General features: G+C 35.4%; 15 protein-coding genes. 2 read left to right on the top strand and 13 right to left on the bottom strand.

What is annotated here, in order from left to right; genetic code table 11:
• Positions 1–45: 45 nt before the first annotated feature.
• Positions 46–381, bottom strand: a complete 336-nt coding sequence (locus C0Z22_RS07180; RefSeq protein WP_103217683.1) for a DOPA 4,5-dioxygenase family protein — start codon at positions 379–381, stop codon at positions 46–48.
• Between the two features lie 85 nt (positions 382–466).
• Between C0Z22_RS07180 and C0Z22_RS07175 the strand changes: the two genes are divergently transcribed.
• Complete coding sequence (locus C0Z22_RS07175; RefSeq protein WP_103217682.1) at positions 467–1879, top strand: anion permease; 1413 nt, start codon at positions 467–469, stop codon at positions 1877–1879.
• Here the strand turns inward: C0Z22_RS07175 and C0Z22_RS07170 are convergent.
• From C0Z22_RS07170 to C0Z22_RS07125, 10 genes are all read right to left on the bottom strand, one after another.
• Positions 1871–2614, bottom strand: coding sequence for a succinate dehydrogenase/fumarate reductase iron-sulfur subunit (locus C0Z22_RS07170; RefSeq protein WP_103217681.1), 744 nt, complete (start codon positions 2612–2614; stop codon positions 1871–1873). The genes C0Z22_RS07175 and C0Z22_RS07170 overlap by 9 nt on opposite strands.
• 6 nt (positions 2615–2620) lie before the next feature.
• The gene (locus C0Z22_RS07165) at positions 2621–4528 is read right to left on the bottom strand and encodes a fumarate reductase/succinate dehydrogenase flavoprotein subunit (protein ID WP_103217680.1); all 1908 of its coding nucleotides are present in this window, start codon (positions 4526–4528) and stop codon (positions 2621–2623) included.
• Positions 4528–5193: a succinate dehydrogenase cytochrome b subunit gene (locus tag C0Z22_RS07160; protein ID WP_103217679.1), complete on the bottom strand. Its 666-nt coding sequence runs from the start codon at positions 5191–5193 to the stop codon at positions 4528–4530. The genes C0Z22_RS07165 and C0Z22_RS07160 overlap by 1 nt, the downstream gene beginning before the upstream one ends.
• A gap of 121 nt (positions 5194–5314) precedes the next feature.
• The gene (locus C0Z22_RS07155; RefSeq protein WP_103217678.1) at positions 5315–6973 is read right to left on the bottom strand and encodes a methyl-accepting chemotaxis protein; all 1659 of its coding nucleotides are present in this window, start codon (positions 6971–6973) and stop codon (positions 5315–5317) included.
• 30 nt (positions 6974–7003) lie between these two features.
• On the bottom strand, positions 7004–8887 hold the full coding sequence (cheB, locus tag C0Z22_RS07150; RefSeq protein ID WP_103217677.1) for a chemotaxis-specific protein-glutamate methyltransferase CheB: 1884 nt from the start codon (positions 8885–8887) through the stop codon (positions 7004–7006).
• 29 nt (positions 8888–8916) lie between these two features.
• Entirely contained in the window at positions 8917–11022 is a 2106-nt protein-coding gene (locus C0Z22_RS07145; protein ID WP_103217676.1) for a methyl-accepting chemotaxis protein, read from the bottom strand.
• A gap of 33 nt (positions 11023–11055) precedes the next feature.
• The gene (locus tag C0Z22_RS07140; protein ID WP_103217675.1) at positions 11056–11523 is read right to left on the bottom strand and encodes a chemotaxis protein CheW; all 468 of its coding nucleotides are present in this window, start codon (positions 11521–11523) and stop codon (positions 11056–11058) included.
• Positions 11524–11550: 27 nt separating this feature from the next.
• Positions 11551–13584 carry a chemotaxis protein CheA gene (locus tag C0Z22_RS07135; protein WP_103217674.1) on the bottom strand — a complete coding sequence of 678 codons (2034 nt, stop codon included), beginning with the start codon at positions 13582–13584 and terminating at the stop codon, positions 11551–11553.
• A gap of 148 nt (positions 13585–13732) precedes the next feature.
• Positions 13733–14569, bottom strand: coding sequence for a chemotaxis protein CheX (locus C0Z22_RS07130; protein WP_103217673.1), 837 nt, complete (start codon positions 14567–14569; stop codon positions 13733–13735).
• Positions 14570–14581: 12 nt separating this feature from the next.
• On the bottom strand, positions 14582–14995 hold the full coding sequence (locus tag C0Z22_RS07125) for a response regulator (protein ID WP_103217672.1): 414 nt from the start codon (positions 14993–14995) through the stop codon (positions 14582–14584).
• Positions 14996–15374: 379 nt separating this feature from the next.
• Here C0Z22_RS07125 and C0Z22_RS07120 point away from each other — a divergent pair, with 379 nt between their 5' ends.
• Positions 15375–17378 carry a hypothetical protein gene (locus C0Z22_RS07120; RefSeq protein WP_146037831.1) on the top strand — a complete coding sequence of 668 codons (2004 nt, stop codon included), beginning with the start codon at positions 15375–15377 and terminating at the stop codon, positions 17376–17378.
• A gap of 47 nt (positions 17379–17425) precedes the next feature.
• Here C0Z22_RS07120 and C0Z22_RS07115 read toward each other — a convergent pair whose 3' ends face one another.
• Both C0Z22_RS07115 and scpB read right to left on the bottom strand, forming a co-directional pair.
• Complete coding sequence (locus tag C0Z22_RS07115) at positions 17426–18457, bottom strand: pseudouridine synthase (RefSeq protein WP_103217670.1); 1032 nt, start codon at positions 18455–18457, stop codon at positions 17426–17428.
• 105 nt (positions 18458–18562) lie between these two features.
• Positions 18563–20080, bottom strand: coding sequence for an SMC-Scp complex subunit ScpB (gene scpB, locus C0Z22_RS07110; RefSeq protein WP_103217669.1), 1518 nt, complete (start codon positions 20078–20080; stop codon positions 18563–18565).
• Positions 20081–20097 lie beyond the last annotated feature (17 nt).

Raw genomic sequence — 20097 nt, 5'->3', positions numbered from 1 at the left:
ATAAAATTAATCGAAATTTCGATAAATTGAATTTCAAAAACAATCTTATTTTATTGGTTTAAACATAGATAGTTTCAGATCTAAGATCTCACCCATCCATAGCGTATTTTGAGTATGATCTAGATAATCATCTCCAGTATTTGCATGAGTAAAAACGGTAAGCCCACTTCTATTTTCAAGTAACCAAGGAATCATGTCATTTAACTTTTCTGGAGAAAATAAGAACTGACAACTCCAGCGAGGGTGAGGCCCTACTTCTTTTTGATGTGCTCTTCCTACTTCAACATAACTTAATTTCTTAACCTGCTCGATAACCTCTAGGGCCTTCTCGTAAGTTGATTCATCGTAATATAAGTGTGCATGATATGATGTAATTTCCATGTACGCATCTTCTTAAATTTTTTCTTAAATTGCAACTTCTCCTTCAACAATATTAAAATCAATTTATTTAAAAGGGATAAATAATATGAAATCTGAAGTTCGATTAATCAGACTTATCTGTGTTCTTGCGTTAGGAGTATTTATTTGGCATCAACAAATCCCAGATGGATTAGAGCCTAAAGCGTGGTATCTCTTTGCTATCTTTTTAAGCACCATCTTAGGTATTATTATTAAGGCAATGCCAATGGGCTCAATGTGTATGGTAGGACTTGCTATAAGTCTTTTTACTCAAACATTGAAAATTAAAGCTGAAGCCTTATCTGGATTTTCTAATAGTACAATATGGCTAATTGTTATCGCCTTCTTCATTGCAAATGGGTTCGTAAAAACAGGACTTGGCGCACGTATCGCTTATTACTTTGTCTTCTTACTTGGGAGAAGAACACTTGGACTTGCTTATGGACTTGCAATAAGTGATCTCATTCTCGCTCCAGCAACTCCCTCAAACACCGCACGCGGTGGAGGTATTATTTTTCCTATTATGAAGTCTTTAAGCCTCAGCTATGACTCAAAACCTAACGATCCTACAAATAGAAAGATTGGTCACTTTCTTACCTTGAGCTGCTTTCAAGTATGTATGGTTACTTCAGCAATGTTTATTACTTCAATGGCGGCAAATCCATTAATACAACAATTTGCTGCAGATAATGGCGTTAAAATCACATGGGGAGGATGGGCGTTGGCTGCTATTTTACCCGGCATAATATCTTTAATCGCTGTCCCTTATGTCATCTACAAAGTTTATCCTCCTTCAATTAAAGAAACACCTGGTGCACAAGAAATTGCCAAAATGAAACTTGAAGAAATGGGTAAGATGAAAGTACAAGAGTGGACAATGATTGCAACTTTCATCTTTCTTATCGTCTTTTGGATTTTTGGAAGTACCTTAAATATAAACGCTACAACAACTGCTTTTGGAGGACTATCCATTCTTCTTATTACAGGTGTTTTAACGTGGGATGATATTAAGTCAGAAAAAGGTGCATGGGACACACTTATATGGTTTGGCGTTCTAGTTATGATGGCAGATTTTTTAAATAAGTTTGGCTTTGTCCCATGGTTTAGTAAGTATGTTGCAAACGAAGTCTCAACTCTTGCATGGACAATTGCATTTCCAATTCTAGCAGGCATCTATTTTTACTCTCATTACTTCTTTGCATCTGCTACAGCACATGTAACAGCAATGGCAGCAGTATTCATAGGAGTGGGCGTACAGGTTGGAGTCCCACCATATCTCATGGCCATCACTCTTGGCTTTTTTTCAAACCTCTTTGGTTCATTAACTCACTATGGCTCAGGACCGGCCCCAGTATTCTTTGGTTCAGGTTATGTTGATTTATCAGACTGGTGGAAAATGGGATTTCTCATATCAATTGTAAACATTCTGATATGGTTGATTATAGGAGGAGCATGGTGGAAGTTTCTGGGATTATTTTAAAAGCTTTGCCTTTAATAAACTGAAATTCATTCTGGCAATATTAGAAATAGAAATCCCTTCAGGACATTCTATCTCACATGCCCCAGTAAATGAGCAATGACCAAAATCCTCTAACTCCATCTGTTTTGTCATGGACAAAGTTCTTCTTCCTTCTTCAACTTTTCCCTGCGGTAAAAGATTTAAGTGGGTCAATTTTGCAGAAGTAAATAAAGCTGCCGAAGCATTTTTACAAGTTGCAATACATGCACCACACCCAATACATGCAGCAGAATCCATTGATAAATCAGCAACCTCTTTTCCAATAAGTATTGAGTTAGCCTCAGGAGCTGTTCCAGTCTTAGCTGTTATATACCCTCCACTCTCAACAATTCGATCTAGAGCACTTCTGTCAACAACAAGATCTTTAATTATTGGGAATGATTTCGCACGCCAAGGCTCGACAGTTATTACTTGATTATCACTAAAGCTTCTCATATGAAGCTGACATGTTGTTGTATTAGCATGTGGCCCATGAGCTCTTCCATTGATAAAAACACCACATTGGCCACATATGCCTTCTCGACAATCATAATCGTAAGCAATGACCTTCTCGCCTTTTAAAACGAGACTTTCATTAAGCATATCAAGTGCTTCGAGAAAGGACATATCTCTACTAATATTTTCAAGTTCGTATTCGACAAATTGACCATCAACTTTTGAATTATCTTGTCGCCAAATCTTAAAAGTTACTCTCATTGCTACCTACTTGTATGATCTGATTGTTGGTTTAATATATTCAAAATTGAGTTCTTCGCGATGTAATTGATACTCACCACTAGAGTACTCCCAAGCAGACACATAACTGTACTCATCATCATTACGAACTGCTTCACCTTCAGGACTCTGGTACTCTTCTCGAAAGTGAGCACCACACGACTCTTCTCTTTGAAGAGCATCAAGACACATAAGTTCACCTAGCTCAATAAAGTCAGCTAAACGAAGTGCCTTTTCTAATTCGGGATTTAACTCATTATTAGAACCAGTAACTTTAACATTTTTCCAAAATTCAGATTTTAATTCTTTTATTTCAGAAATTGCTTTTTCAAGACCGGCCTTATTGCGACTCATAGCACACTCTTGCCACATAATTTTACCGAGTTCTCGATGGTAATGATCAACTGTTTTCAAACCATCAATTTTAAGAAGCATCTTTATACGTGCTTCAACTTCTTCAAGACATTTAGAAAATTCGTCATGAGATATATCTGGTTGATCATATTTCATTTCATCGGCAAGATAGTTATTAATTGTATTTGGTAAAATGAAATAACCATCAATACTTGCCTGTAAAAGAGAATTTGCACCTAAGCGATTAGCACCATGATCTGAATAATTACATTCACCTATTGCGTAAAGGCCAGGTACCGTTGTCATCAATTCATAATCAACCCAAAGCCCTCCCATTGAGAAGTGGGCAGCAGGTGAAATCATCATTGGTTCTTGATAAGCATTAATTCCAGTTATCTTTTCATACATTTGAAAAAGGTTCCCATAGCGGTCTTTTATCACCTCAATTCCCAGCCTTTCAATTGCATGTTTAAAATCTAAATAGACAGCATTCTTAAGTACACCGACACCATGACCTGAATCGATTTGCTCTTTTGCTGAACGAGAAGAAATATCACGAGGTGCCAAGTTTCCAAAACTAGGATATTTTCTCTCAAGATAATAGTCTCTATCCTCTTCAGGGATCTCATTGGCCTTTCGACTATCTCCAGCTTTCTTAGGAACCCAAATTCTCCCATCATTTCTCAATGACTCAGACATAAGAGTAAGTTTTGATTGTAATTCGCTCGATTGAGGAAGTGCAGTTGGGTGAATCTGTGTAAAGCTAGGTGCTGCAAAAAAAGCACCTTTCTTATGGGCCGCCCAAATGGCTGAACCATTACAACCAATTGCCAAAGTAGATAATCTGAAAACGCGAGAATAACCACCAGTTGCTAATACGACAGCATTTGCCATGAATTTCTTTAGTTCTCCAGTTTCTAAATTACGTGTGATAACACCCTTTGCTTTTCCATCGATAATAACGAGATCAAGCATTTCAGTACGAGGATGCATCTTAACATTACCTTGCTTTACCATTTTTGAAAGTTGAGAATAGGCAGCAAGAAGTAGTTGCTGACCAGTCTGTCCTCTTGCATAGAAAGTGCGTTGAACTTGTACACCTCCAAAGCTTCGATTAGTTAGTACACCACCGTATTCTCTAGCAAATGGAACACCTTGCTGTGTAAAATGATCAATAAGAGGAGCCGAAAGCTCTGCAAGACGATATACATTTGCTTCACGTGAGCGAAAATCACCACCTTTTAAAGTATCATAAAACATTCGCCAAACACTATCACCATCATGCTGATAATTTTTAGCTGCATTAACTCCACCTTGGGCAGCAACAGAGTGAGCACGACGTGCAGAATCTTGATAACAAAAGCAATCTACATTGTAACCAAGTTCACCAAGCGTAGCTGCCGCACCAGCACCTGCAAGACCAGAGCCAACAACAATAATTGAAACTTTCTTTCGATTTGCAGGATTAAGTAACTTACTTTCTGCTTGATAAGTAGACCATTTTGATTTTAATTCTCCATTAGGAATTTTTGCATCTAACATTACAGTTTCTCCCTAATAAAAATAACAATAGGAATAATTGCGAAGCCGAAAGTGATAATTAATGAAAAAAATCGACTACACTTATCTAGAACTTGTATATGCTTTAATCGATAGAATCCTAGTGTTTTGAACGCACTCGATAGGCCATGATTTATATGGGCGCCAAGAGGAATCATAAGTAGAGAATAAAAAATAACATAGAATGGATTCTTAAATAATTGAGTTGTAATTAAATAGATATCTTTATGGCCACTAGAATCTATCGGAATGCTCTGTCCAAAGCCTAACTTCACTCGTGCCCAAAAATTTCCCATGTGAACAACAATAAATATTAATATAATGAATCCAAGAAGCCCCATATTTTGGGAAGTCCAAGTCGTCACTTCACTATTATCTTTAAAAGCGTAATCAACTCCTTGTGAGCGTGAATTTTTTATCGTTACTCGTACCGCCATATATGTATGAATCAAAATAGCCAAATAGAGAAAAATTGAGACGACTTTGATAAGAAGATTTTCTGCCAATGTATGTGAATACAAATTATAAAGAGATTGAGCGTGAAATTTAGGCAATAGTAAAATTAAGTTTCCACCGAGATGAACAATAAGAAATAAGCACAAGAATAAACCAGTAAATGCTAAGATATACTTTCTAAAAAACAACATATAAACATCCCTTCTTTAAAAGAATTATAAATTAGGGAGTTCATAAAACCTAGATAAAATATAGTAAAAAAAAGGGCACTGTGAAAGTGCCCTTTATTTTATTTGATATGAATGACAGTTATTATGCAGCTTTCTTTGTCTCAGAATTTTCTGATTTTTTATGAAAGTTTACAACATTATTAACTGCTCTTGCTGCTGACCTGATTTGAGCAACAATTAATCCTCTTAAATCAGTAATATCTTCACCAATGTGGATAACAGCTTGGCTTAACTCTGTCGATGCGGCCTTAAGATCATGTGCCGACTGATTTGTTAAACTTGCAGAACTTGAAATTTCCTGCATTGCTCTACTAACTTCTTCGACCCCAATTAACTGCTCTTTTGAAGCATTTGCTACTTCATTAGAGTTAGCTGAAACCTCATCAAAATTTCTTAGTACTTGAGTAAATACTTCCTGACATTGATTACTAATCTCAACACTTTTGTTAATTTTGTCTCGACTCATATTTAATGATTCATTTACATGCTTACTTGAATCATCAACAATCTCAGTTACTCTTTTTAAGCTATTAACAAGTAGTTTAGAAATTTCATCAGCAGAGTCACCACTCATTTTAGCAAGATTCCCTACTTCTTCTGCTACAACAGAAAAACCTTTACCGTTCTCTCCTGCTCTTGCTGCTTCAACAGACGCATTGAAAGAAAGTAGCTTTGTTTGAAAGACAATATCGTTAATCACTTGTGTTTTAGCGTTAATTTCTTCAAATACAGAGATAATTTCATTTAATTCGCTATTACTCTTTTCAACAGTATTTGCTAGTGCAGTCGTACTACTATCAACATCCTTAACACCACGTCCTAAATCTCCTAGAGACTTTACACCATCAGTAACAAGCTCCTGACTTTTTTGAATCAGAGAAGCTACATTATTAGATCCATCAGTATTGCTCTTAATCATTTGAGAAATCTCATGTAAAGAGCTCGATGTCTCTGTTGCTGCTGCTGAAAGTTGCTCAGAAATAGAGCTAAGTGCAACTGACTTATTTTTAAAAGTATTAGATACTTTCTCTAAATTTTGTCCCTCATGAGAAATTGACTCAACGATATTATTGATACGTCCATCGATTCTTCTTGCCATAAAAATACAAATACCAACAGAGCCGAATAAGCTAATAACTGAGATAATAGACATTAAGAAGATCGAATTAGAATAAGTCTCATCTGCGTCCTTAAATTCAGCATCTCCCATTCCTAAAATAAGCTCTTGTAATTGATCTAAACTATCTCTTGCATTCTCAAATTTAGAGTTAACTGGCCCAAGAGAATTAGAAATCAATTGTGACTTATTAAATCTCTTAAACTCACCATCTTTATTAAGAGGAAACTTTTCTGCTGCAGTTCTTTCAAATGCTTCTAGTCCCTCGTTAAATTTTTTCGAAATTTCAATTTCCTTAGGTGAATCACCTAGAGCAGTATACTTTTTGAAGCGATCAACAACTTGCTGCTTATTAGTAAAGTAGTCATCAGCTAATGCTTTCTTCTGTTTTTCAGTTAGTCCCTCTAGAAGTAGCGTTCTTTCCGCAACCAACATCTGCTGAAAGTCACGGTCGGCTTGCACTAGACTGTTAATACTAGGAAGTCTCTTAGAAAATACTGTATAAAGATGTGACTTCACTGATGTTAATGATTGATATCCCACAAATGCAATAACTAGCTGTATGGCAAGCATAGTAGCTGATAGAGCAATAAGTTGTTTCTTAATTGTCCATTGTCCTTTCATAACCCCTCAATCTCTCCCCAAAATTCTATTTTAATTCTTCGCAACCCTCGTCAGAATTTGCTCAGTAATTTTATCCAGTGGTAAGGAAATACAAGAAGCACCTAAATCAAATGCTTTCTTAGGCATTCCATATACAACTGAAGTTTCCTCGTCTTGTGTAATTGTAAAAGTATCGCACTCTTTCAATTTTAGTAAACCTTTCGCACCGTCAGCTCCCATTCCGGTTAAAAGAGCAGCTGTAACTTTATGTCCTTTTAGCTTAGCTAAGTTTTCGAACAAATAATCAACGCTCGGACGGTGTCCAGAATATATCGGTGTTTCACTATCTAACTTGATCATTAATTTACTTTTTCCAACAACTCCCATATGAATTCCACCAGGAGCGATGTAGACGGTGTTATTTTTAACTTCTTCACCATCAGTAGCCTCAACAACGTCAAATGGACAAAGCTCATTTAAACGATTTGCAAATGCCGTAGAAAAGACTGGTGGAATATGCTGTACAATTAAGACAGGTGGAAATTCCTTAGGGAAACGCATAAGCAACTGTTTGATCGCCTCAGTTCCCCCAGTTGAAGCACCAATTGTGATCAACTGACTACCTGAGAAATCAAAATTATTAGTTCCTACCCAGCTAGTTAACTTTTGACTTTTAGATTTAACAATACTGCTATAAGCAAGATCAATTTTTTCTAAAAGGGCCTTTTTAAACTTAAAGATATCATCAAATGAAGGCTTTTTAAGATAATCAAAAGCACCATCTTCTAGACAGCGCATAACGATATCCCCATCACTCTTACTTACAGAACTAATCATAATCGCCTGAAGCGACTGATCTTTTGGAAGGTTCTTTAAAACATCATGACCACTCATTTTTGGCATATTGATATCAAGAGTAATAACATTTGGTTTAAGCTCTTTGATTTTCTCTAAACCATCTGCACCATCAACTGCTTCACCAACAACTTCGTAGCCAGGAACACCTGTTAGACATTTTCTAATTAGCTTCCTAACCGTACTAGAATCATCTACAATTAGAATTTTCTTAACTTGCTCTTGCCTAACTCGAACACTTCTTTTAGTTTCATGATTTGTTTTGAAATAAATTGACTGCCCAAGACTTTGGAATCCCTCGTGCTTCCTAAGTGTTTCAGAGATACCAATAAAAAGATATCCCTTATTTGTCACACAATTAGAAAACTTCTTTATAACTTTATCGATTTGGTTTTCATTGAAATAAATAAAGACATTTCGACATAGAATAATGTCATACTTATCGCGATACTCCGCACTATTTTCATCTATTAAATTATGAACCTTAAATTTGCAAAATTTTTTAAGCTCATCACTTACTTTTACAAAGGGAGCAATATCACCACTACCGCGATACCAATTTCCTTCCAAGTACTCTTTAGGAACTTTTTGTAGCTCTTTCCAGTAATAAACACCTTTTTGTGCATGCTTCACTGATTTTTCGCAAATGTCTGTGGCCAAAATTTCAAATTTAAAACTTGGATCTATTTCTCTTAAATGCTTTTTTAAAATCATTGCAAGGCTATATACTTCATCACCTTTGCTACAGGCTGCACACCAGATTTTAAGGCTATTTCGGCCACTATTTTTGATGCGCTCAACTATCTTAGGAAGAGATTTTACAATGAATTCGAATTGATTCTTTTCACGCATAAAGAATGTGTAGTGTGTCGTTAGTAGTGAAACTAGCTCACTCTTCTCTTGACTACCAGGAGTCTTAATAAGAGAGAGATATTCTTCAGCATTATTTAAACGAAGCTCTACAATTCTTTTGTCAATGCGAGATTTCACCATTGCATCATTTTGTGATGTAAAGTGAGTCCCTGTCTCTTGTGACATCATTTGCGCTATTTCAATATAACTTCTAGCAAGATTACTCATTCAATCTCTTCCCAATTTCCTTATTGATCTTATACTGCTTTATCAAATCTTGCGTCGTCTTCGCTTGGATACTCATCAGAGTCTACTTCTAAAACAGGGTCATCAAACCCCATATCCTCGACGACTGGTGCACTCTTTGCAACGAACTTTGCTGGCTTATCCTTAACAACTTGTGGTGCTGGAGTCGAGTCGAAGACAGGAAAATCTTCAACCACTTTGTGCTCTGGTGCAGAATAAGTTTCTACTGGCGCGCTTGAAATTGAGTCAACAAGTCTATCTCTATCTGCCGATAAATTTTGAATTTTTCCTAATACTTCACTTTCTAACTCTTCAACAATTCCATTTAGGATTGAAGTTTGTTCAGACAAGCTTTCTGCAAAACCAGAAGTTTCCTGTGCAATACTTGAGTTAGTATGAGTTACTTCATCAAGTTCATTCATCGCATCTGAGATATTATTGATCCCCTCAGCTTGCTCTTGAGATGCTGTTGAAATCTCCGTCATCATTTTTGTAACGGCATCAACATTATCAACAACACTATCTAGAATTTTTCCACAATTTTCAGAAACATCAACACCTTTAGTAATACTTGTTTGAGCTTCTGAAATAAGTCTTTTAACGTTCACTTGTGTTTCATCAACAATTGATTGTACTTTCTTAATTGAGCCACCAAGTAGTTCTTCAATTTCAAGAGCAGCGTTACCACTCATCTGAGCAAGATTTCCAACTTCTTCAGCAACAACAGCAAAACCTTTCCCATGCTCGCCTGCTCGAGCTGCCTCTACAGAAGCGTTAAAAGATAATAGCTTTGTCTGGAATACGATATCGTTGATTACTTTTGTTTTTTCAGAGATCTCATTAATAACATCGACGATCTTTACAATCTCTTCATTATTACGATTCATCTCTTTCATAATATCTTCGTTATTACCGTTAATTTGTCCAATAGCTTCAACCATATCATTAACGGCCTTCTTACCTTCTAGAGCAACACGTTGTGATTCATCAGCCTTTTGGCTTGAAACTTTTGCATTCTCAACACTTTTATTAACCATGGCCGTAATCTCATTAAGAGTAGCAACAGTCTCTTGAATAGCACTTGCTTGTTGAGTTACTGAAGAAGAAACTTTTGCTGATGCCATACTCATATTAGTTGAAGACTTTTCAGTAACTTGTGACGAGTCACGTAGTCTCTCACTAAGTACAATAATTTTCTTAATTGATTTTGAGAAATTATACTGAAATCCATACGCAAAGGCTGCAATCACAGCAAAAAGAATTGGAATAAAAAAGCTGATTTTATCCTCTAAGACAGTACTTTCTTCAATTCTTTCAGTAGTTTTTCTATCAATCAACTCAATATTTTTTTGAATGATTTCGAAAATATTCTTTGTACCTTTTACTGCGATAGCACTATATTTCTCTAAAAGTAGTTGATTTGAATATAATTTATCAAATGTACGAATGTAGTCATTAACAGACTTACTCACATCACTATAAACATATTGCTTATACTTTCGAGCAATTAGCTCCTTCTTAATTTTCTCACTTTCAGTTTTCGCTTTATCTACATAACTCTTTGTTCTTCTTAAAAGGAAATCTTTTTCGTGGCGACGAAGATTAAGAAGAGAAATCATGAAACTTGGATTTAAATCGTATTTCTTAATCTTTTTTTCAATATCATGAGCGTAACTTCTAAGCTCACCTCTAAGACCACTCTTTGAGTCACCTTCAATCTTTAAAGTACTGCGAGTATTACCAAAATTCTTAGAGTGTTCTTTAAACTCTTTATAAAGCTCATCCCAAATGATTTCATTAGAATAATCAACATCTATTTTTTTCATATTGGTATAAGTTTCTTCGTTTATTTTAGCTAGCTCAAGAAAACGCTTAACTCCAGCGGGATCTTGTGAAATTATAAACTCTTTCTCGTGTGAAATTTGTTCTCCAAGATTTGTTGCAAAAGTTCTCATCGAATCTTTCATTTTCAAGTCATTTTGAACAGTATTCTTTAAGCTTTCAACGAGTCCATAGTAAGAATAAATTGAGATAGCTAATCCAATTCCAAACATTGCAAAGATACCAAGAAAACTCAGAATCGTTTTTTTGTTCATTGACAGTTTTGTTTGTTTCATTACTTTCTCCCGGTGTATCTACACCATCCCCAATTATGCAGCTTTCTTAGCTAGGCCATTAATTTCATCGATATTCAAAATTGATTCAAGATCAACTAATTGAATTAAAGATTCGTTATGACGATATACCTTGTTTAAGCGGTCACGTTTCTTTGTTTCTACAGAAGCAACTTCTTGAATCTGTTCTTCATCAACAGATAGAACCTTGCAAATATTATCAACAACAATACCTAAGCATAGCTGACCAAACTCAACAATAATCACGGCCTCTTCATTAGATTCAGCAGGTTTAACACCCAGCCTCGTGCGTAGATCAATAATTGAAATTACTTGTCCACGTAAGTTCATAATTCCGACATAGTAACTAGGACTAAATGGTACATTTGTTGTTTCAGGAACAGAGATAAGTTCTCTTACTTGTAGAAGTGGGATTGCATAGTGTTCATCCCCAAGTTTAAATTCTAAGTACCTTTTTGTTACATCAGTTGTTTCATTTTCCATATTTTCCCCACACTTCAAGTTATAATATTAAGCTGCGTTACTTACTGGTCTCTGACCTTTTGTTTTACTTACTTTATTCACAACAAGTTCTTTCAAGTCTAAGATTAAAGCAGGACGCCCATTACCAAGAATAGAGCTTCCCATAAAACCTTGTGTATTCTTGATATCATTTCCAAGACTCTTAATAACGACTTGCTGACGTCTTAAAACATCATCAACAACAATTGCAAAATCCATATCTTCAGTTCTTACAACTAGTGCAATCTCATTTACTGAAGGCTCTTTCACATTATGTTTCAGAAGTGTACTAAGTCTAAATGCTGGCAGTACTTGTCCTCTAAGCACAATACATCCTCCAACATTATTAACTTTCTTATAGTTTTCTTCTGTAACAGAGACAGTCTCATGAATTAAGTTCAATGGAACAACATAGTTTTCTTCACTAACTCGTGTAACCATCCCTTCAATAATAGCCATTGTTAATGGAAGCTTAATTCTAAAGGCAGAACCAGAACCGACCTCAGACTTAACTTCAACGGCCCCTGAGATATCTTGGATATTCTTTTTAACAACATCCATCCCTACACCACGTCCAGAAATTTCACTTACAGCTTCTTTAGTTGAAAAACCTGGTGCAAAAATTAAGTTAATCGCATCTTGATCACTTAGTTTATCTGCATTTTTAATAACGCCTTTCTCAATTGCTTTACTTTTAATAATCTCTGGGTCAATCCCTTTTCCATCATCAACAACTTCAATCACAAGACTATTACCTTCATGATAAGCTTTGATTTGAATTTCACCAGCATCAGACTTACCAACGGCTTTTCTATCTTCAACACTCTTTTCAAGCCCGTGGTCGACTGCATTTCTAACGATGTGAACTAATGGATCTGAAAGTTGCTCTAGAATATTCTTATCAACTTCCGTCTCTTCACCAACAATAGTAAGATTAACTTTCTTACCTAATGCCTTTGATGTATCTCTTACAATACGTTGTAATTTAGAGAATGTTGTTTTAAGTGGTACCATTCTCATTTTCATTGAAATATCTTGAATTTCTTTTGTAATTTTTGATAAGTGACTAACACTTTTTCTTACGTGCTCATCAGCAACAAGATCGTTACATTCACTTAAAACAGTTTGTAGAATTACAAGTTCTCCAACATAGTTGTTAAGTTTTTCTACACGACTAATACCAATACGAATTGTCTCTTCTGGTTTTGCGGCCTTTTTTGGAGCTGCCGCCTGAACTTTCGCAGCAGGAGCTGAAGATGGTTTCTTCTCTTCCTTCTTCGCTGCAGAGTCTAGACTTACAACATTATCAACGACAGGATCTTTAGGAGCTGTTTCGCTCATTAAAGTATCTAGATCATTTGGTGTACTTGAAACAGGTGCTTCAACAGGCTTTACTTCTTCTGTTGTATCAAAAGATTCACCATATAATAGACGATCGAGGTCACTCATATCTGATTGACTCGGACGTGCATCCGCAACAACTTCTTCATCAAAGCTTACAGGTTCCTCGTTATCAAGAATTCCTTGTAGTTCTTCGTCTTCAAAGTCCTCTTCTACTTCTTGATGATAAGTATCTTCATCTTCTTCTTGCGCACTCGCTTCAAATTCAGCTTCATCAGGAATATTTGAAATTCTCAGGTCATTATGCTCAACATCAGCACTTGAAACATCTTTAATAAGTTGGATGATCTCATCAGAATTAAACTTTGCTTCAATATCATCTCTTAGAGTTGAGATCATATTATTTAAATGATCTGAACATTTTAAGAATACATCAATAACATCAGCACAAATATCGACTTCGCCTTTCTTAACTTTTAAGATCAGCTCTTCCATCTCATGCGTAAACTCAGCTACATCACTAAACTCAACGGCCCTTGATGTACCCTTAAGGTTGTGAGCAAGGCGAAAGATTTTATCGATATGCTCATCTGTATTATCGACACCCGATTCTAGCTCTAGGAAAGACTCTTCACAATCTTCAAGAAGCTGAACAGCCTCTTCAAGGAAATCCATCTTTAATTCTAATTCAAACTCATCCATAATCACATCTTGTCTTTTGTGTTAATATCTCTTCATTATTCGGACAAAATTTTTATTTAATTAGTATTTTTAGTGGCTTACTATAAATTTCTATAAACAATCTTAATTACATGACAAAGATCATGTTCAGTTTTTTCCAACTACCTAATTATTCGTTTGCCCCCAATAGGATGTAGATATAAAAAGAGCCCAGTTTCGTTGCTAGTGGAATCATTAATGACTCATATTTGCCTAGCTCAATTTCTGAAAAGTTCTCTCTTAGTAAAACTGATGGAATTGCACGGTCAATAACAATCCCTCTATTTTGATTTAAAGTAGCCTTTGCCTGCCCTAATGTAATATTTGTAAATTCTGCAATTGCATCTTTCACATCTTCATTAAGCTCAGTGTAATCTTCTCCGAATATTTGGTTATAAATATTGATAAAAACAATATCTGGAAAACAAATTAAAAGCCTGCCATTAAACTGCTCATTTTGAACATCAATTGATCCAATTAAACCAATCTCATAACTTTCAAAATCTTTTGCTTTTGATACTTTTCCCGGTAATACTTTTAAATTTGCCTGAACCCCAAATGTATCAATTGCTGCTTGAATAAATGGGTTAACAAAGTTTACATCAAGCTCAATTCTCTTCTTTTTAAGATTTAGCTCTTGTAGTCTTTTCGATATCGAATCTGTGAAATTAAAACGTTCATCTGCATAATCACTTTTAAGTTCTCTAATTAATTTTGATCGCGCATTAATTGTATAAATCAGAATTGATTTATCTTCTGCAGATTTAAAAAGCCTAAATATTTCATTATAAATTTTTGGTGATACAAATTCGACACTCTTAAAATCTAGAATAATTAGCTTATCCTTCTCGTCCTCTAGAATCGCATCAAAGATCATCGATAAAGACTTAACGCAATCTAGATCGATATCACCTGAGAAGGCCAAAACAGAGAAGTGAGATTTAGTAATTCTCTCTACCATACCCATGAAAGCCTCCTATTAACCTTGTGGAAACCTTTTCTTCATGGCCAGGGCCAACCTCTTCTTAAATGATGCTTGATCGAATGGTTTAATAACATAACCATCTACATCACTAGCAATTGCCTCTTGAATTTGTGCAACGTCTTGCTCTGCTGTAACCATTACGAATGGCATCTCTTTGAAGTTTTCACTGCCTCTAATTGTTTTTAGCAGATCCAGTCCAGTAGCATTCGGCATACTCCAGTCAGAGATGATAAAAGATATCTCATTTGGTCCACCTTTATTCTCTACAATTTTTTTAAGAGCATCTTTTCCATCAACTGCCTCAACAAAACGATCGGCCCCTAAATCACGTAATAACTTTTTTACGATCTTTCTCATTGTGCTCATGTCATCTACAATTAAAAAAGAAAACTTCTTAAGATCTTCCATATACTCATTCTCCTACTCAATAATCTTCAACTAATATATCACCAGGTAAATAGCGCAAATAGCGACCTTATTTTTCCCAGCAAATAAAAAAAGTTTTGATCTCTTATTTAAACTTAATATATCTAGTTAGTTATCGGCTTTTACTAATTTAAATTTATGCCAATTTGTGTCAAAGTTTATTATTTCCCCAAAGAGAATTTATTGTAGAAAATGCCTATAATTTCCTGTGTTTGCCAATTTAGCCACTTAAAAGTTAACTGAGTTAACTTTCTCCTTATAATGAGCTATCAGTCGATAAAATATGCTTAGACTTTGTTCACACTTATAACTATTACATTCAACGATTTTCCAACTATTTATTATGATATTAATCATAGACATGAATAGGTTCAAAACACTGATAATTATCCTGATTACGTCACTCAGCTTTGCGGCCGAGCAGGCGCCTATTAACGACAAGAATGTGGTAGAAACCACAACTCAAGATAGTACTCCAAGTACTTATTTGAAGTTCAAGTACTTTCTAAGAGATCACCTCTCGAAAGAAAATATCAATAGAAAGCTAATCGATGCTTTTAACAGTTTAAAAGTCAGCTTTGATGTTGATATTTTTAAAATCAATATCGCAGATGGCCTTTCTCTAAGAGGAAAGTACGAATACGAAGTAGAAAAATCCTATATTCAAGGAAACTATACTCGCCGTGATCAATTTAATTTTAGAATTCAGCACGATACAAAGAATGCCTTCTTCCCAGAGCTTCAAACGCCATTTTTCTTAAAGGCCGATCGAAATAATGAAGTAATCATTTCAAGACAATTTGCAAAGAAAACAGATGCAATGAAGGCCCTTCCATTTAATGTCGCTAAGATCCCAATTCGCTCTAAATATGTTGATGAATTAAATCCAGGTGACTTTATTTCAATACCTGCTTCAATGGCCATTACGACAGGCTTTAGTTACAACAATGCAATCCCACTTATGAATACAGGTCTTACTGGGTTTTATACGATGGCAGGAGACTTCTTAATTCAGGTATACAAGCTTGATGATAAGAAAGTTCGTGTAAAAATCATTGCTCAAAAGAAGAAAACTTCTGGAATAAGCTTTAGAAGCCGTTTTGGGATAGAACTTATTAGCTTTGAAATTTTGGGTCAAGACGTCGATTACAAGTATAAGCTTGATTGGTTTAAACTAGATGCTTCTCGCACTAAGGGTAATATTATTCTTGCGGACTATGTTTTTAACCTTAAAGATGAAGAGGTTAGAAAGGTTTATGATAAATTATTCAACAATGTCTTTAAATTTAAAGAAGCCAAGCTTCTTGCTGAATCACTTAATTCTGATCTTTTAGATAAGTACTACGTTGTTAACCTAGAGGATGTTGATCGAATTGCTAAGATTGATAATGGTCAGAACTCTCCAAGAGTAGAGCGTGTTTTTAAAGGACACAATAGATACAAATCTAAATCCTCAGGGATTCAGCTTAACTTAGATATTCTAAAGCTTGGAGCAAAGAGCCACTACGTTAATAACCGTTTTAATTTCGAAAAACTTGATGGCTCAACTGTCGCCTTCTACTACCCAAACTACACAAAGACGAAAGAATCAAAAATCTCTATTGAAATTTTTGATACAAAAGAAAAAGAAATCCTTTCATATTTTGGATTAACTTCATCTCATAGTGATCACAAGTTCTTAAACGTTGGAATGAACTTTAATCGAGTTGATAACGAGTTTAGAAGATTAGAGCAAAAAAGATACTTAAGAATTCTTAGTGGAATACTTCCTGAGATAGTAAGAGATGACGTTATCGCACGAATCCCTAAAGAGAAGCGTTACGTAAATTTTAATTCGAAACTTACAATGATTTTAAAGAAGGATGCCTTCTCTTATCTTAACAAGATCTCCTTTGAAGATTTTCACTACCGCTTAGCTGAACACTTAAGAGGCAAAAGAGTTATTCGCACATCAGGCCATGACAAAGACTCTAGAATGCGTCCATATGAAGTACCGGAAGATGAATACCAAAGAAAAACAAAGAAACTTGCTAAGTTCTTCTACGATATCATCCATAGTGATATGCCTTATAATGAAAAGGTCGATAAATTCACTTCAAAACTTAGAAATATAAATAACGAGCAATATATTATGCAACTTCTAGTAGAGCTTCTACCTGTTGATAATATTGAAAAATATCTTTATCTTGATGTTTATATTGCTGATGATTCTGAGACTCTTGTCGACCTAAGAATCGGAACTAATAATTACCAAGAAATCTATAATCAACTTGAGTACCTGAACCGCTATATTAGAGGAACAGATGAGGACTTAAGAATTGATGATCGAATTGATCGAATCGAAGATATCCAAGAGTTAGACTAATTTACCGACTAAAAAGATAAAAAAAAAGCCGCTTAAAGCGGCTTTTTCTATTTAACAAATTCTACGTGAACATGTTTCTGTTCATTTTCTTTCTTAGCAACACGAGCTTTCTTCTTATCTTGTCTCTTCTTGAAAGCTGCTTCTTTTTCTTCCCAAGCTTGTCTTCTAATCTCTTTTTCTTTTGCTTTCTTAGTTTCAGCAATCTCTTTAATTGATTTAAAGTAAGTCTCTCTTCTAAACTTAACAAAAGCTTTATCATCGGCCGCTGTACAACCTTGATGACCTTTCTTCTTTAAGTTTACAGACTTCTTGCTTGAAATATACTCAACAGCATCTTGCATCTTATTTCCTGCCATATCAATACCAATAGCATTCAATAAGTTTCTTCTATTTACTAGACGGTATGAACCAGGAGCAATCCCCTCTACAGTTAAGCCACCAATAGCAACACGCTTTAGTTTATCAACAGTTAGACCTGCACCTTCACACATACGACGAATTTCGCGGTTTTTACCTTCATTGATTCTAAACTCAAGCCATGTTTTTGTTTCTAGTTGCTTAATTACGCGAACAGCTTGTGGCTTTGTCATTACACCATCAATATAAACACCCGCTCTTAGCTTTTTAAGTAGGAATTCATTGATTGCACCAAATACTTTTACTTCGTATACCTTAGTAATTTCTGAACTTGGGTGAATAACAAGATTTGCAAAGTCACCATCATTAGTCATTAATAGAAGACCTTCTGAAAGGTAATCTAGACGACCTACAGGATAGATTCTTTCACTGATTTCTTTACATAGATCAACAACAGTTTCTCTTCCTTCAGGATCATTAACTGTAGTCATAACCCCACGAGGTTTATTCATAATCATATAGATTTTTTCAACAGAACCAAGATCTGCTGCTTTACCATCTACTTCAACAGCGTCAATCGTTGGATCAACCTTAGAACCAAGTTCACGAATAGCAATACCATTAACCTTTACACGTCCTTGAACGATTAGGTCTTCGGCCTTACGACGTGAAGTGATTCCACAATCTGCAATAAATTTTTGTAAACGTACTAATTTAGACATTTTGACTCTCCTATCTGCCATCTCGGCGGTTAAAAGCTAAAAGAAAAAGCTTACGTCTAAATAGAACTAAACGTAAGCTTTTACAAGTATTTAAGTAATTATTTCTTAATCAATATATGACTCAGAATCCCCTAAGTCCTTGTTATTTAAAAAATCGAGGTCAAGATCAAGATCCTTTGCTCCATTAATTAAATTTTGAGTTGTTTCATTGATACTATCATCCAGATCAACTTCCATCTCATCTTGTGGCACAGCAGAGTCACCACCAAATAACTTTGCAAACGCATCATCAAGAGCTTGTGCTAATTGATCGGCTTCTTCATCCGTTTTTGTTTCATCAATAATAGCAATTTCTTCAACCTGCTCGGCCGCTACTTCAATATCGGCTTCATCATTAATAAGATCTTCTTCATCAAGACCTTCTTCACTTCCAGAAGATAAAATTGCTTCAGCAACTTCTTCTAACGCTTCTTCAACAGAGATATCTTTAATAACTTCACCTGAATCAAGATCGATCATTTCAAAGTCATCTTCCTCTTCTTCAGGGATATTGAATGGGCCTTTAGTTAAGTCTGCGATAACTTCTGGACAAGTAATAGCCGTAAATACTTCCGATTCAGCCGATTCCTTATTTGCTCCTGTAACAAGTGAGTTATCAAGGTGCTGCTCAAGAAGATCAAATGCAGTAAGAATTGGTGCAGCTTCTTCACCTTCTTCAGTTCTACCTGACTTACGTCTTCTCTCTTGAACCTTAAGAGACTTTGTAAATGCTGTTTCAGAATCAATTGCCTTAATCGACATTGCGATATTATCAAGTTCTTCAATTTCATCTTGATCAAATCGTGATGCAAGGTCGGCGTTAACAAGTGTTTTAATATCTTCGATTTTACCAACACCTTGAGTAGCAATTTCAGCAAGCTCATGTTCTGGTGGTAGTTGATCAATATTTGCTAAGTTGAATACCTCTAAAAATTCAGAAGTTGTCCCGTAAAGAACAGGGCGTCCAACTTCTTCAGAACGTCCAGTTACGCGAACGAGTCTCTTATCCATTAAACCACGTACAATGTGTGAACTATCAACACCGCGGATTTTTTCAACTTCAATTTTTGAAACTGGCTGCTTATAGGCAATGATTGCTAGTACTTCAAGAGCTGTTGGAGAAAGTACTAATTCATTGATTTTAAATAGGTCTTGCACATACTTAGAGAAAGTTGCCTTTGTTCTAAATTGGTATCCATTTGCAACTTCTTGCAGACGAATTCCGTGGTGCTTTAACTCATATTCATCTTGAAGACGAGTAATTGCTTCGTGAACAACACGTAGAGGAATATCTTCATCAATAAGTGATTTGATTTTCATTAATGGAACCGGCTTATCGCTCATGAATACAATTGTTTCAATTGCACCACAAATTGTTTCTTCATTAAGTCCTGTTCTGGCTTTCCAAAGCTTATCTTCTTGAAGTTTTTCATCAGCAAAGTCAGACTCTAGCTTTAAGTATTCTTCTGGAAACTCTAGGTCTTCATCTGATGGCATTAGGGCCATTTCTAACTCTTCAACCATCTCTTCTTCTGTTGATAGAAACTCTAGATTTGCTTCAGTAACTGTTGTGTTCTCTTCCATTTGTGTGCTCTCTCTAA

The organism is Halobacteriovorax sp. DA5, assembly GCF_002903145.1.
Lineage (GTDB): Bacteria > Bdellovibrionota > Bacteriovoracia > Bacteriovoracales > Bacteriovoracaceae > Halobacteriovorax_A.
This window is presented reverse-complemented; position numbering and strand designations above follow the sequence as displayed.